This window comes from Homoserinimonas sp. A520 (assembly GCF_054489245.1).
The window spans coordinates 67,803-82,023 of record NZ_JBTMWX010000004.1 but is presented as its reverse complement, the minus strand read 5'-3'; the positions used below and the strand labels follow the sequence as shown (position 1 = coordinate 82,023).

General features: G+C 64.3%; 11 protein-coding genes. 5 read left to right on the top strand and 6 right to left on the bottom strand.

The features are described 5' to 3' along the window. The first annotated feature begins 223 nt into the window (after window positions 1-223). The 4 genes from ACX3PH_RS11410 (at window position 224) to ACX3PH_RS11395 (ending at window position 5,167) form a co-directional block, all read left to right on the top strand. The gene (locus ACX3PH_RS11410; RefSeq protein ID WP_459092576.1) at window positions 224-1,792 is read left to right on the top strand and encodes an ABC transporter substrate-binding protein; all 1,569 of its coding nucleotides are present in this window, start codon (window positions 224-226) and stop codon (window positions 1,790-1,792) included. An 89-nt stretch (window positions 1,793-1,881) separates the two neighbouring features. Further along, complete coding sequence (locus ACX3PH_RS11405) at window positions 1,882-2,745, top strand: crotonase/enoyl-CoA hydratase family protein (RefSeq protein ID WP_459092574.1); 864 nt, start codon at window positions 1,882-1,884, stop codon at window positions 2,743-2,745. Window positions 2,746-2,787: 42 nt separating this feature from the next. Beyond that, the gene (locus tag ACX3PH_RS11400; RefSeq protein ID WP_459092572.1) at window positions 2,788-3,495 is read left to right on the top strand and encodes a VOC family protein; all 708 of its coding nucleotides are present in this window, start codon (window positions 2,788-2,790) and stop codon (window positions 3,493-3,495) included. Window positions 3,496-3,643: 148 nt separating this feature from the next. Further along, entirely contained in the window at window positions 3,644-5,167 is a 1,524-nt protein-coding gene (locus ACX3PH_RS11395) for a carotenoid oxygenase family protein (protein ID WP_459092570.1), read from the top strand. A gap of 146 nt (window positions 5,168-5,313) precedes the next feature. Here the strand turns inward: ACX3PH_RS11395 and ACX3PH_RS11390 are convergent, their stop codons facing one another. From ACX3PH_RS11390 to ACX3PH_RS11375, 4 genes are read right to left on the bottom strand one after another with little or no spacing between them, the layout of a single operon-like run. Further along, on the bottom strand, window positions 5,314-6,876 hold the full coding sequence (locus ACX3PH_RS11390) for an ABC transporter substrate-binding protein (protein WP_459092568.1): 1,563 nt from the start codon (window positions 6,874-6,876) through the stop codon (window positions 5,314-5,316). A 21-nt stretch (window positions 6,877-6,897) separates the two neighbouring features. Then, complete coding sequence (locus tag ACX3PH_RS11385) at window positions 6,898-7,920, bottom strand: ABC transporter ATP-binding protein (protein WP_459092566.1); 1,023 nt, start codon at window positions 7,918-7,920, stop codon at window positions 6,898-6,900. Then, on the bottom strand, window positions 7,901-9,868 hold the full coding sequence (locus tag ACX3PH_RS11380; protein ID WP_459092564.1) for a dipeptide/oligopeptide/nickel ABC transporter permease/ATP-binding protein: 1,968 nt from the start codon (window positions 9,866-9,868) through the stop codon (window positions 7,901-7,903). The genes ACX3PH_RS11385 and ACX3PH_RS11380 overlap by 20 nt, the downstream gene beginning before the upstream one ends. Continuing rightward, window positions 9,865-10,809: an ABC transporter permease gene (locus ACX3PH_RS11375; protein WP_459092561.1), complete on the bottom strand. Its 945-nt coding sequence runs from the start codon at window positions 10,807-10,809 to the stop codon at window positions 9,865-9,867. Before ACX3PH_RS11375 ends, ACX3PH_RS11380 begins: the two co-directional genes overlap by 4 nt. 356 nt (window positions 10,810-11,165) lie before the next feature. Between ACX3PH_RS11375 and ACX3PH_RS11370 the strand changes: the two genes are divergently transcribed. Next, window positions 11,166-11,921, top strand: coding sequence for a VOC family protein (locus ACX3PH_RS11370; protein ID WP_459092559.1), 756 nt, complete (start codon window positions 11,166-11,168; stop codon window positions 11,919-11,921). 60 nt (window positions 11,922-11,981) lie between these two features. Here the strand turns inward: ACX3PH_RS11370 and ACX3PH_RS11365 are convergent, their stop codons facing one another. Both ACX3PH_RS11365 and ACX3PH_RS11360 read right to left on the bottom strand, forming a co-directional pair. Then, window positions 11,982-13,400, bottom strand: a complete 1,419-nt coding sequence (locus tag ACX3PH_RS11365) for an aldehyde dehydrogenase family protein (protein ID WP_459092557.1) — start codon at window positions 13,398-13,400, stop codon at window positions 11,982-11,984. A gap of 31 nt (window positions 13,401-13,431) precedes the next feature. Next, complete coding sequence (locus ACX3PH_RS11360) at window positions 13,432-14,211, bottom strand: SDR family NAD(P)-dependent oxidoreductase (protein WP_459092555.1); 780 nt, start codon at window positions 14,209-14,211, stop codon at window positions 13,432-13,434. Between the last annotated feature and the right edge of the window lie 10 nt (window positions 14,212-14,221).

The following is a 14,221-nucleotide window of genomic DNA, read 5'->3' as shown; positions in this document are numbered from 1 at the left end:
TGCGGATTTTCGCGATTCCACAATCGTCTACTTGACACTCCTGACTTCGTATCTCATAGTGGAGGCAAGTACACGTTGGTCGTTCACGGGTTGTGAGCAGTCGTGGGTGGAGCACAGTGCATCCCAATTGCGACTCAGTGGGCACCGTCCCGGGATAGGCAGCAACGCTCGGGTCAAGTACTCGCAGTCCATGCACCGCACACAACGAAGTGAAGGAGTCTCCATGTCTGCAACCACCAGGCGACCGCGCGCTATTGCGGCCGCGGTAGCGGGAGCGGTAGCGCTAGCGCTAGCGCTCAGTTCCTGCGCCCCACCGGACGCGGCACCCGCACCGGACGCCGATCCAGCCGCCGTAACCGATCCCACCGCAGTACTGCGGTACATCTACCCGAACGCACCGGGCACGATGGATCCCCACGTCGTCAACACGGCGTTCGCCAACGTACCCCTGTTCCTCGTCTTCGACCGCCTCGTGCACGTCGATGTCGACGGCAACCCGGTTCCCGGACTCGCTACTGCCTGGGAGTACTCCGACGACGGATTGACGCTCTCACTTGAGCTTCGTGAAGGCGTGACGTTCCACGACGGAGCGGAATTCAACGCGGATGCGGTGAAGGCGAACATCGAGCACGGCCAGACGGTCGAAGGTTCCTTCGTGAAGACCGACTTGTCGAGCATCGACGAGGTCGTCGTCGTGGACGACTACAACGTCGACCTGAAGCTGAACACCCCCGACGTGGGCCTGGTGCTCAAGCTCTCCGACCGCGCCGGCGCACAGATCAGCCCGGATGCGATGGGCACCGAAGAACTCAGCGTTCACCCGGTGGGCACCGGAATGTACGAGATGGACGGCGACTACCAGGTCGGCGTCAAGTTCGCCGTCAAGAAGTACGAAGACTACTGGGAGCCGGACGCGCAGAAGCTTGCCGGCCTCGAGATGACCTTCATGGCTGACACCACAGCGATCCTCAACGCGCTGCGGAGCGGCACGGCTGACGCGGGCACCATCCGCGAACCAGAGATCGACAGCGCCAAGTCCGCCGGCCTGCAGGTAATCGAGGGCTACGACCTCGGCTTCGGAAACCTGCTGACGAACCCGGAAGTCGTCCCCGCGCTGGCTGACGAGAAGGTGCGGATGGCCGTGAACCTCGCGATCGACCGCCAGGAAATCGTTGACGGTGTTCTCTTCGGCTACGGCAAGGTCTCGAACCAGCCGTTCCCCGAGGGCTACTTCGCACACAGCGACGAGGCCGAGCAGTACCCGTACGACCCGGACGAGGCAATGAAACTGCTGAAGGAAGCCGGATATGCCGATGGGTTCGACTGGCGCATCACTGGCGTTCCTGGCCCGGGCATCCGGATCATCGAGGCGCTGGCTTCGCAACTGGCGAAGGTCAACATCAACGTCACGGTGGACCAGACCGAGGCTGCAGCACTGACGGCGGCGTATTCGAACAACGAGCGCGAGACCCTCGCCGTGCGGTGGACCGGTCGGCCAGACCCGACGTCCACGCTGGGCCTGATCTTCATGCCCGGTGGCTCGAACAACCCGAGCGACCTCGCATCGAAGACCGCCATCGACCTGTTCGAGAAGCAGAAGGTCGAAACTGATTCAGCCAAGCGCGCCGAATTGCTCGGCCAGCTGTCGAAGGAGCTCGTGGACCACCCGCCGGCGAGCAACGTGGTTCTGTTCCAGGCGGTTTCTGCCATCGGGGCGAACACGAAGGTGGTCGGCCTGCAGGGCTACATGACCGGGAAGGTAGAGTTCCGCGGAGTCGGAATGACCGAGTAGTTCACATAAGGATCAACAGTTCCAACCCACCGCCGGCCGGGTCACCAGACCCGGCCGGCGCCGTGGCGAAAGCAATAAGGGAGTACAGCATGGCATTCGAGGCGATCAACTATTCGGTGGCAGACAACGTCGCCACCATCGAACTGAACCGGCCGGAGAAGATGAATGCGATCACCTCCGACATGCGGGAAGAACTGATCGCGGCGTTCGACCAGGCTGACACCGATCCCGACGTTCGCGTCGTTGTGGTCACCGGCAGCGGAAAGGCATTCTGCGCGGGCGCGGATGTCTCCGGGGGAACCAAGACGTTCGACCCCGAGTCCCGCGGCTGGGCCGACAGCGTCGAGGACTTCCGCGACGGCGGCGGGCTGATCACCCTTCGGATGTTCGCGATGACCAAGCCGATCATCGGCGCCGTCAACGGGGTGGCAGCCGGGCTCGGCGCCACCATCCTTGCCCCGATGGACATGGTCCTCGCGGCTGACACCGTGCGCATCGGCTTCGTGTTCGCCAAGCGCGGACTCGTTCCCGAGGCAGCTTCCACCTGGTTCCTCACCAAGCGGGTCGGCTTCAGCGCCGCAGCCGAGTGGGCATACACCGGTCGGCTCGTCCCGGCGCAGGAAGCGAAAGACGCCGGATTGGTCCGCTCCATCCACTCCGCTGATGACCTGCTGCCGGCCGCCTACGCGCTGGCCAAGGAGATCGTCGACAACACCGCGCCGGTTGCCGTTGGCATGATCCGCCAGATGCTGTGGCGCTTCGTCGCATCCGACCACCCGATGGATGCGCACCGAATCGACTCCAAGATGAACTTCACCCTCGGCCAGTCCGCCGACGTCGCCGAAGGCATCTCCGCCTTCCTCGAGAAGCGGCCTCCCGTGTTCCCCGGCAAGCTTCCGGATGACGCTCCCCCGGCCTACCCCTGGTGGCCGGAGCCCCCGTTCAAGCAGTAACCGCCGCTAGTGACCGTGAGTAACACAAGAGAAGGATCCGACGTGACCCAGGAACAGTTCCCAGAGTTTCGCCAACTGGTGACGCTCACCAGTGACCTCGAGGGCGCGCTGGCGACCGCTCGAGGAGAGCTCGCCGTGCCCGAGGGTTTCCGCAACGCGGAAGCCCTGGAGAAGGTGGGCATGAAGCACGAGCTGTTCGGCTTCGACCGCACCTACGTCGAAATCTGCGAGCCACTGAGCGAGGACTCCTCCGCGGGACGCTCGCTGGCGAAGAAGGGCGACTCAGGTTTCATGGTCGTCGTGCAGGTTGCCGATTTCGACGCGATGCTGGCCCGTGCCGAGGCGCTCGGCCTCACGCCGCTGGTTGCGAAGGATTTCCACGGCAGCAAGCTGAGCCAGTGGCATCCGCGTGACTTCGGAACGATTGCGGAGTTCGACGAAATGCGTCCAGCCGACAGCTGGCACTTCTCCCCCGCCGTCTATGAAGCCCGTGGCACCAGTGTGGTGCAGGACATCGTCGCCGTGGATATCGCGGTGGCCGACCCGCAGGCGATGGCCGAACGGTGGGCGACCGTGAGCGGCGGCAGCGTTGGCGGGGATGGCGTCTCGGTGGAGACCCGCGGATGCGTGCTTCGCTTCGCCGTCGTGGAGAACACTGCCGGCCCGTACGCGGTCGATTGCCGCACCGCCGATCGCTCCCGCGTCGGCGAGGTCGTACACCTCAGCGGAGTCGACTTCCGCTTCGTCTGATCCGCTGGACAATACAGCGCATTCCGCTTGACTGCCTGGCGGGGTGCGCTGTATTCTTTAATCAGAAATTGGTTGAACCAATCTGGACAGGGTGGTCGGATCCCTCGGCCTCGCAGGCTTGCACGATCGCGGCTCCACAGGAGGAATGATGTACGAGGTTGACGACACGCTGTTCATCAGCGTTCCCAGCGAGGATGAAACGGACAACCCATGGCTCAAGGGGCCCTGGCGGCCACAGGGCAAGGAGTGGAGCGTCAGCGGCGACAACCTGACGATCATCGGCAAGGTGCCGCACGACCTCAACGGCATCTACATCCGCAACTCCCACAACAACGCGACCATGCCGACCGGGGTGTACCACCCATTCGACGGTGACGGCATGCTGCAGGCCATGCGGTTCGACGACGGCAAGGTCGAGTACCGCAACAAGTTCGTGCGCACCACAGGCTTCCTCGCCGAGCAAGGCGCCAAGAAGGCGCTCTGGCCGGGACTGCTTCAGCCGAACGACTACCAGCGTCGCGGATGGGGTTCCATCGGCTCCATGAAGGACAACGCCGGCACGGACGTCGTGGTGCACGCAGGCAAGGTCTACGCCTCGATGTCGCAGGGCTCAGAGCCCTGGTGCCTCAGCCCGACCACCCTGGAGACCTACGGCGTCAACAAGAACTGGGCACGGTTCGTTCCGGACGGCCTGGCGTCGCACTACAAGGTCGACAACGAGACCGGCGACATGATCTTCTTCAACTACCCGGAGAACCCCCCGTACATGAACTACGGGGTCATCAACCGGGAAGACAACCTGATCCACTACGTGCCGATCGAACTGCCAGGGGCACGGATGCCGCACGACCTCGGCATGACCAAGAACTACTCGATCCTGCACGACCTGCCCTACTTCTTCGACGCGGAGCTGCTCAAGGAGGGAACGCGCAAGTCGGTGTTCCACACGGACATGCCGGCGCGCTTCGGCATCATCCCCCGGTTCGGCCGCAGCGAAGACGTCAAGTGGTTCGAAGCGAAGCCCTGCTGGGTCATGCACCTCTCCAACTGCTACGAAGACGGCGACTGGGTCGTGCAGGACGGCTGCCTCTGGGACAACCCGGTCAAGCCCCCGCACGGCAAGAACGACAACGTCTACGACCGAATCGCCCGGGGCCTCGACAAGCGCGCGACCAACACCCACATGTACCGGTGGATGTTCAACATGCGCACCGGTGAGGTCAAGGAATTCGAGCTGGACGACGAGGTGACCGAGTTCCCGACCATCAGCAACGACTACATCGGTCGCGGGTACCGCTACAGCTACAACGCCATCTTCAACTCGAGCGACTGGGTGATGGACGGCATCAAGCGCTTCGACCTTCTCGCCGGCACCGCAGAGCGCTACGAGTACGGCGAAGGCCGTTACGGCAGCGAGGTCTGCGTCGCGATGAAGGACGGCTTCACCACCGAGGACCAGGCGTACGTCATCACCTTCCTCAACGACATGGTGCTGGACCGCTCGGAGTGCCTCGTCTTCGACGCGGCCAACATCACCGCCGGACCCATCTGCACGATCATCCTGCCCGAGCGAATCTCGGCCGGCACCCACGCGTGCTGGGTCGAGGGTGACCGCATCGAGGCCGAGGAGCGTGGCCTGAAGGGCCTCGAAGTCGAGCTGGCTACCCGGTAACCGGCTCCCCGAACCACGAAGCTCCCGTCACTGCCTCGGCAGTGACGGGAGCTTCGTCATTAACCGACCGGATGCCGCGGGCGGGCACACAGAACGGCGGCCGGGTCTTGTTGGACCCGGCCGCCGTGTGAGTGCTTCCTGTGGGGCTACTCCACCGTCAGGTAGTGCGGACGGGGGCCCATGTCACGCGGTCCCTGGACGATCTTCTCCAGACCACCGACGTTGGCCGCGATACCCGCCTTGAGCTGCCCGGCGGAGGTCGGGATGAGGATGCCCCGCTCGATCACCTCGCGCTGGATCTCGGCGAAGATCTTGGCCTGCACGTCCTGATCGGTCGTGTTGAGCGCCTCCGCGTACAGCTCCTCCAGGTCAGCCGTGTCCTGAACCTTGAACGGGTTGTAGGCACCGGTCGAGGCGACCTGGCGCGAGAACCACTCCCAGGGGTTACCGGATACCGGCGAGCTGATACCAGCCGCGTAGAGGCCCTTGCGGTATTCCGCTGCGTACTGTCCGCCGATGATCTCGGTGAGCTCCACCTTGATACCACCGGCGGCGAGCATCTGGGCGATGGCCTCGTCCGAGGGGAGGGTGGGCGCGGAAGTGCCCTGCGGGTAGGAGAAGCCGTCGGGGTAACCGGCTTCGGCCAGCAGCTCCTTCGCGCGCTTGACGTTGGCCTGCGGCGGGAAATCTTCGTCGAGCGAATCGTCGTACCACCACGAGCCGGGGGCCGCGAAACCAGCGATCGAGGGGTCGCCATGACCAGCAAGCCGGGACTTGTTCCAGGCTTCACGGTCGAGCAGCAGGCGCATAGCTTCCCGAACGCGGACGTCGGCCAGCGCGGGCGCCAAGGTACCCTCGCGGTCGAGAATCATGAGTGAACCGGTCTCGATGAAACCGCCGTTCAAGGTGATTCCCGCGGCTTCGGCCGGGTCCCAGTGGAGCGCGTTGAGTCGGGCACCCACGTCGAGCTGACCGGATTCCAGTCCGTTGAAGCGGGCATTAGCGTCGGCGATGATGTGCACCTCGACCGTCTCGACTCTCTGGGCTTCCTTGTTCCAGTAGTCCTCGTTCAGGTCGTAGACGTGCTTGGAGCCGTCGACGTAGTCATCCGCGCTCCAGATCCAACCACCGGAGCCCGCTGGGTTACGAGCGAGGTCCTGGCCGTCTTCGATGGCCTTCGGGCTGATCATGCCGCCGGCGACATTGGCCATGTCGTAGGCGAAGTTCGGCCACGGGGTGCTGAAGTGAACCTCGGCGACGTAGTCCTCGACAACCTCAACGGTGTCGATCATGCTGTAGAAGTAGGCATACGGAGAAGCGACCAGGCCCTTGGCGCGCTCCAGATTGAGCTTCAGCGCGTTGGCGTCGAAGTGGGAGCCGTCGTGGAAGTCGACGTCGTCACGCAATTCGAATCGCCAGGTCAGCGGTTCGGTCTGCTCCCACTTGGTCGCCAGCCACGGCACGAGGTTGCCGTCAGCGTCGTAGCTGAGCAGCGTGTCGTATTCGGGGAAAATCGCCACTCCGGCCTGCACCACGGTGAGCTGCGGGTCGAGGTTCGCCGCCTCGACGTAGTTGGACAGTCGCAGGGTGCCCTGCGGCTCCGTCGACTCTGACGGCGGTGCCGCGGATGGGCCGGCGCAGGCGCTGAGCACCATTGCCGCGGCGCCGAGTGTTGCAGCGATTGCCGCAACTTTTTTGTTAAGGAACATGCTTACTACCTCTCTTGTGATTTAGGAACGCACTTGCAGGGGGACTGAAATCAGCGGGGATGATGGCGCCTTCGTAGCCGCGTGGCACGCGACGCGTCCACCGCCTTCGACGGGAGTCCACTCCGGGAAGACCTGGTCGCAGACATCCATCTTCAGCGGGCACCGAGGGGCGAACGGGCAGCCCTCGGCAGACGCCTTGCCCTTCGGAGTGAGTGAGATTGCGCGTCGCAATTCGCGCTGCGCGCGTTGTTCTTCCGGGTTGGGGATCGGCACGGCCGCCAGGAGAGCCCTGGTGTACGGATGCTGCGGGTCATCGCAGACCCTGTCCGCCGGTCCCTCCTCGACGGCGCGGCCGTGGAACATCACCACGATGCGCTCACTGGCATGGCGAACGACAGCAAGGTCGTGCGCGACAAGCAGGTAGGCGACGCCGGTCTGCTCCTGCAGGTCGTCGAGCAGGTTGATCACCTGGCTCTGCACTGAGACGTCGAGGGCGCTCACCGGTTCATCGAGCACGATGAGCACCGGATCCACGGCGATTGCCCGCGCGATCGAGACGCGCTGACGCTGCCCTCCCGACAATTCGTAGGGGTAGCGCTCGGCGGTGTGCTCGGCGAGGCCGACCGAATCCAGCAGGTCCAGCGCCTTCTGCCGCAGCGCGGTGCCGCGGAGGTTGGAGTGCAGAGTCAATGGCTCGGCGAGAATGTCTGCAACCGTCATGGTGGGGTTGAGTGAGCCGTACGGGTCCTGGAAGACGGCTTGCACGGCGCGCCGGTACGCCTTGGGCGCAGCGCCGCGGAAGCTGGTCGGCTCGAATCCGGCAGCGCGGATCGTCCCGCCGTTCGCGCGCGTGAGTCCCAGCACGGCGCGCGCCGTGGTGGTCTTGCCCGAGCCGGACTCCCCGACCAGCCCGACCGTCTCTCCAGCGTGGACCTGAAGGTCGACCTCCTGCACTGCCCGCACGGTGCGCCCGGGCGCGAACAGGGTGCGCCGCTTGGTGAAGGTGACCGTGAGCCCCTTGATGTCAAGAATTGGTGAGTTCACTGCGCCTCGATTCGGTCGGCTTGGGGGTCAGGGTAATTTCAGTCCAGCGCACACAGCGCACCTGTCGGTCCGCGTCACCGTCCAGCGGGATAGCTCCCGTGCGGCAGGCATCGCGCGCCTCGGAACAGCGATCCGCGAAGTGACATCCGACTGGCCAGTCCCAAGGTGCAGGGACAATTCCGGGGATGGAGTCGAGGCGTCCGGTGCGCTTTTCGTTGCGGGGCACGGCGCGCATGAGACCGACCGTGTATGGGTGCCGGGGCGCGGAGAATACCTCTTCCGAGGTGCCACTCTCTACGACCTCACCCGCGTACATGACGGTTACCCGGTCAGCGACATCCGCCACCACCCCCAGGTCGTGCGTGATCAGCAGAATCGACATTCCCAGCTCGTCGCGGAGCTTCAGCAGGAGATCGAGAACCTGTCCTTGAACAGTGACGTCGAGTGCCGTGGTGGGCTCATCGGCGATGAGGAGTTGCGGTTCACAGGCGAGCGCCATCGCGATCATGACGCGTTGCGCCATCCCGCCCGAGAACTGGTGCGGGTAGTCCTTCAACCGCTCTTCCGGGCTAGGGATGCCCACCTGGGCGAACAGTTCGATGACACGGGCCCGGATCTCCTTGCGCGTCATGTGGGGACGGTGCTCGCGCAGCATCTCGGAAACCTGGTCCGACACGGTGAAGACCGGGTTGAGGCTCGACAGCGGATCCTGGAAGATGACCCCGATTCCCGCACCACGAATCGCGCGCAGGTCTTCGAAGCTCAAACCCTCGAGTCGGCGTCCGTCGAAGGAAATGGACTCTGCCCGGGCATGACCCGGGTCAGGCACGAGCCCCACCAGTGATGCGGCGGTGATGCTCTTGCCACTGCCGGATTCGCCGACCAGCCCCATGATCTCACCGCGGCGGATATCGATGCACACGTTGCTGACGACGTCGACGACTCCGTGCTGGGTCGGGAACTTGACGTTGAGGTTGCGCACTGACAGCAGCACGTCGGAGCCGGCACCGGTTTCGGCGGGTGCCTGGGACGCATCCGTCGCCGGCGCCTTGTCGACCTCGTGCACCCCGAGCGAACCGCCATGGGCTTCGCGCGCGAAGGCGTCCCGGATCCCGTCGCCGATACGGTTGAGGGCGAGAACGGTGATGACGATCGCGAGTCCCGGAGGGAAAGCCGCGAAGAAGTCCTGCCGGATGTACTGCTGGGCGGTGGAAAGCATCCCACCCCAGCTGGAATCAGGGGATTGTACGCCCAGCCCCAGGAACGACAGCGTTGCCTCGACCACGATTGCCACTGCAGCCAGGATCGTGATCTGCACGATCAGCGGCGGCATGATGTTCGGCAGGATGTGACGGCCGAGGATCTTCCAGGTCGGTGCGCCGATCACGCGGGCCGCGTCGACGTAGACCTCTTCACGTGCGGACAGGACCACGCCACGTACCAGTCGGAGGATCGGCACCGAGAACAGGATGCCCACCATCGTCATCGAGTTGGTCAAACTCGGACCGACGATGGAGATGAGCGCGATCGCCATGACGAGGAAGGGGAGGGCGTCCACTGCGTCAACGACGCGCATCAGTATGCGGTCGACCCAGCCGCCGTAGTAGCCGACGATAAGGCCGACCGGAACACCGATGACCACCGCGATGACCACTACCTGCAACCCCGACGCGAAAGCGACCTGGGCACCGTAGAGCAATCGCGAGAGCACGTCGCGACCGAGGCCGTCCGTGCCGAGCAGGTGCTCTGGCGACGGCCCCTCGAGTGTGCGGAAGAGGTCGCCCGCGGTGGGGTCGAATGGCGCGAGGATCGGTGCGAGGATCGCGCTGGTGATAATGATCACGAGAAGGATGGCCCACAGGATCGTCTCGACCTGCCGAATCAGACGGCGCGCAAAGCGGGACGGGGCACGACGCGAAGCTGGAGAGTCCATGACCTTGGCACTCATGCGGGCCTCACTTTCGGGTTGAGCACGATATACGCGAGGTCGAGCAGAAGGTTGACGAGTACGACGATGACGGCGCTGAAGACGACGATGGCCTGGATCACATCGGGATCGCGGCGGGTTACCGCGTCAATGGCGAGCGCACCGACTCCCCGAACTCCGAACAGCTGCTCGACGACCAGGGACCCTCCGAGCAGCGCTGCCACCTGGAAGCTGAGCGTCGTGACGATGGGGATCGACGCGTTCTTGAGCCCATGCTTGAAGATGACGCGGCGCTTGCTGAGGCCCTTGGCGAGCGCGGTGCGGATGTACTCCTGCTGCAGCACGCCGATCATCGCCGACCTGGTCTGGCGGGCCACGAAAGCCGCCGACGAGAGCCCCATGGCGATGCAGGGAAGCGTGATCGACCTGAGCCACCCGCCGATGTCATCCTCCGGCGAGATGAAGCCGACGGCGGGCAGCCACCGCAGGTTGATCGCCACGAGGATGATGAGCAGCTGGGCCAGCCAGAAGTTCGGTGCAGCCTGAATGATGGTGGTCGCAACAGACACCGAGCGGTCGGTGTGCTTGCCGGCGTAGATGGCGCTGATGATGCCGACGGGAACTCCGACGATCGTCGACAGAAGTAGGGAGCCGAAGGTCAATGACAGCGTCACCGGCATCGCGGAGAACAGCGAGGCAGTCACCGACGTCCCGGTGTAGAGAGATTGGCCGAAGTCGCCGACGACCGCTCCGCTCAGCCACGCGGCATACTGCTCGATGGCCGGCCGGTCGAGTCCGAGCTCCGCGCGCACGGCCTGGATCTGCGCTGCCGTTGCGTCGGGGCCGAGGATGATCTCGGCCGGATCGATCGGCGACAACTGCGCCAGAAAGAAAGTGCCCGTGGCGACCAGGAAGATGACTGGGACGACTGTCAGCAGGCGGGAGAGGATCAACTGGCCCATTAGCTCAGTTCCTCATTGTCGAACCCTGCAGTGCAGGCACCTTGCGCGAAATTGTCCACAGACACTCCAGGGTTTAACTTGGGGGCGACCATGCCCGCCAGATATTTGGAAAGACTACGTATAACGAAGTCAACTGTCAAACGTGTGAAGAGCTCGCGGATTCCCCAGTCAAGGAGTCAGAAGTTGAGGAACCCCAATCAATCAGGGAGTATTGGCGGATCACACGCGTTCGCAGCCTTGTCCGCGCATAGTACTTGCGCTAGCGTGCGGCAGAGTGAGCATTCACTACACATCCGAAAGGCAAGGCGCACCGGCTGGCGCACCTCGTCCCGACAGCAACAGGAGAACGACAACGAATGTCGACGACCACCAGCACTGAATTCGCCACCGTCATCCGCCACTTCTGCGTGGCGACGAGGGACCTCACCTCGGCAAGCCTCGAACTGCACGAATTCTTCGGTGTTCCCCACGAGCCGACGGCCACGTACATCAAGGGCAGCGGCTTCGTCACCGAGGGCATCATGGTCGGAACGACCATGATCGAGGTCGTGGAGCCGGTCTGGCCGCACCACTACCTGCGCGAAGTCCTCGCGGCCGAGGGACCGAACTCCCACAAGATCGTGTTGCAGACCAACGACATGTCACACCTGCGAGCCACGGCCGTGGAGCGCGGTCTGCGCCTCAACAAGGACGGCGACTTCCGTGGCCAGCGGTGGATCGAGTTCGGTGTCGAGCACTTCGGCACCCGATGGGAGACGTACCAGTACGACCTTCCGAACGGATGGTGGGGTGGCGGCAAGGCACACGTGCCGAGCACCGTTGCTTCCGACATCGTGGGAGCCGACGTGGCGATCGCCGACCCCGCCGCAATGACGCGCGAAGTCTCGGAGATCTTCGAGGCACCCGCCGATCTCGAGAACAACCGAATCACCTTCACCGACCCCGATGGCGTTCTTCCGAAGGCAACCGGTCCGCTCGTCGACAAGGCGATCACGTTCGTCCCCAGCAATGGTGGCAGGCTGGGTGTCGTCGCCATCGACCTGGTCGCAACCGACCGCTCACGTGTCGGTGAGATCGTTCCCCTGCAAGGCGTGAACTGGCGCTTCGTCTAGTCGCATAATAACTATGGCCGGCACCGAAGGGTGCCGGCCATCGTCGTTGGAGTGGGGTGCCTAGATCCTCGGCTGGCCGGGGATGAGGCCCGGGTTCAGGTGGATCTGCACGCTCTTCGACCGGGTAAGCGAGTTGATCGTCTCGGTGCCACCCTCTGCGCCATACCCGGACTGCCCGTAGCCGCCGCCGGGAACCATGTCGTTGATCACCCGGTAGGTGTTCACCCAGATCCGTCCCGCATGGATGCCCTGGGCCATCCGGTGGGCTCGCGACAAGTCGGACGTCCATACGCCTGCGGCGAGCCCGAACTTCGTGTCGTTGGCCAGCTCGAGGGCATGCTGATCGTCGCGGAAGGAGAACACCGACATCACCGGGCCGAAGATCTCCTCCTGCACGATCCGCATGTCCTGGTTGACTCCGGTGAAAATCGTCGGCGGCGCGAAGAAGCCCCCGGACAGCTCCCCGCCGGGAAGGGTCGACTGGGCGGCGATCACGGCACCCTCGTCGATTCCCGCCTGAATCATCTGCAGCGTCTTGTCCCGCTGCCTGCTCGTCACGTGAGGACCGACCTGAGTGTCCTCGTTCTCCGGGTCGCCGACCTTGAGAGCAGATACCCGTGCGGCCAGGCTGGCAACGAACTCGTCGTGGATGGAGTCCTGCACCAGCAGGCGTGATCCGGCGAAGCACATCTGGCCGGTCGAGCTGAACACGCTCACCATTGCGGCATCGAGGGCTTCGTCGAGGTTGGCATCGGCGAAGACGATGTTGGGAGACTTGCCACCCAGCTCCTGGATGGTCGGGGTGAGGCGGTCAGCTGCCGAACGGGCGATGATCTTGCCGGTCTCATGGAAGCCGGTGAACAGCACCAGATCGGTCTCCGGATGACTCACCATCGCAGCGCCGACGTTGCCTGCACCGGTGACCACCTGCACGACACCTTCCGGAATGCCAACCTCACGGACGACCTCGGCCAGCCGGAGCGCGGTCAGCGGAGTCTCCTCTGCCGGCTTGAGCACGACGACGTTGCCCATGGCGATAACCGGCGCGATGCGCCTGGTGGCGAAGGCGTATGGGACGTTCCACGGAACGATGCCCGCCACGATGCCGTAGGGCTCCCGCGTCGTGTAGGTGTGGAAGTCCGGGCCGACCGGGATGGTGGTTCCGTGCAGCTTGTCAGCCCACCCCGCCCAGTAGCGCACCGTGCCGGGCATCCGCACCGCTTCGGCGCGGGTCTCACGGATGGCCTTGCCGGTGTTGCGGGCCTCGATCTGCGCGAACTCCTCGACGAGGGATTCGAGCCGGTCGGCGAGCTTGAACAACAGCTTGCCCTTGTCGGTTCCTGAGATCTTCTGCCATGCGGCGAATCCCTTGCGGGCCCTGGCGAAGACCTCATCAAGCTCTTCCAGAGAAGTGACCGCTACTGCGCCGTCCTGCTCTCCAGTGGCGGGGCGGTAAAGGGTCGACGTTGTCTGCGACATCTGGGTCACATTCCTTCCGGTTGTTGCTGTTCTAGGACTTGGAGCTGAGGCTTCCGATGGTGCCCGCGGTCATGCCGCCGTCCACCGTGATCTCGGCGCCATTCACGTACGATGCCTCGTCGGACAGCAGGAAGAGCACCACGTTGGCGATCTCCTCGGGCTGCGCAATGCGACCGAGCGGTGTGCGGGAGATGGAGTTGTCCAGCGCGTTGTTGTTGCGGAGCCGGTCGATGAACGGCGTGTCCACGAGCCCCGGGAAGACGGAGTTGACGCGCACTCCCTGCTGCCCGAGTGAGAGCGCTGCGCTCTTGGTCATCGTGCGCACGGCACCCTTCGTCGCCTGGTACGCGAAGGTGTTGGGCGATGCCCAGTAGCCCAGGGTGGATGACGTGTTGACGATGGCGCCGCCGCCCGCAGCGATGATCGCCGGGGCGATGGTGCGCATGCCGAGGAAGACGCCCGTCTGGTTGACGGCGATCAAGCGGTGCCAGTCGTCCTCACTGGTCTCGAGGGCGGTCGAGCTCACCGAGATTCCGGCGTTGTTGACCAGACCCGTCACCTCGCCGAAGCTCTCCTTCGCCGCGTCGAGCAGCGCTTCCCAGTCGGCGACCTTGCTTACATCGAGCTTGATGAAGATGGCTCGACCGCCGGCCGCGGTGATCTCATCCGCTACCGCCTGACCCTTGGCGACGTCAACGTCTCCGAGCACGACGGCGGCGCCTTCGCCGCTCAGCATGCGGGCATGCGCAGCGCCTTGTCCCATGGCAGCACCAGTGATGACGACGACCTTGTTTTCCAAACGACCTGACATGAAGCTCCAA

Bases quoted from the DNA above. Each gene is read 5' to 3' on its own strand.
- ACX3PH_RS11410 (WP_459092576.1), top strand. From the start codon at position 224: ATGTCTGCAACCACCAGGCGACCGCGCGCTATTGCGGCCGCGGTAGCG.
- ACX3PH_RS11405 (WP_459092574.1), top strand. From the start codon at position 1,882: ATGGCATTCGAGGCGATCAACTATTCGGTGGCAGACAACGTCGCCACC.
- ACX3PH_RS11395 (WP_459092570.1), top strand. From the start codon at position 3,644: ATGTACGAGGTTGACGACACGCTGTTCATCAGCGTTCCCAGCGAGGAT.
- ACX3PH_RS11390 (WP_459092568.1), bottom strand. From the start codon at position 6,876: ATGTTCCTTAACAAAAAAGTTGCGGCAATCGCTGCAACACTCGGCGCC.
- ACX3PH_RS11380 (WP_459092564.1), bottom strand. From the start codon at position 9,868: ATGAGTGCCAAGGTCATGGACTCTCCAGCTTCGCGTCGTGCCCCGTCC.
- ACX3PH_RS11375 (WP_459092561.1), bottom strand. From the start codon at position 10,809: ATGGGCCAGTTGATCCTCTCCCGCCTGCTGACAGTCGTCCCAGTCATC.
- ACX3PH_RS11370 (WP_459092559.1), top strand. From the start codon at position 11,166: ATGTCGACGACCACCAGCACTGAATTCGCCACCGTCATCCGCCACTTC.
- ACX3PH_RS11365 (WP_459092557.1), bottom strand. From the start codon at position 13,400: ATGTCGCAGACAACGTCGACCCTTTACCGCCCCGCCACTGGAGAGCAG.
- ACX3PH_RS11360 (WP_459092555.1), bottom strand. From the start codon at position 14,211: ATGTCAGGTCGTTTGGAAAACAAGGTCGTCGTCATCACTGGTGCTGCC.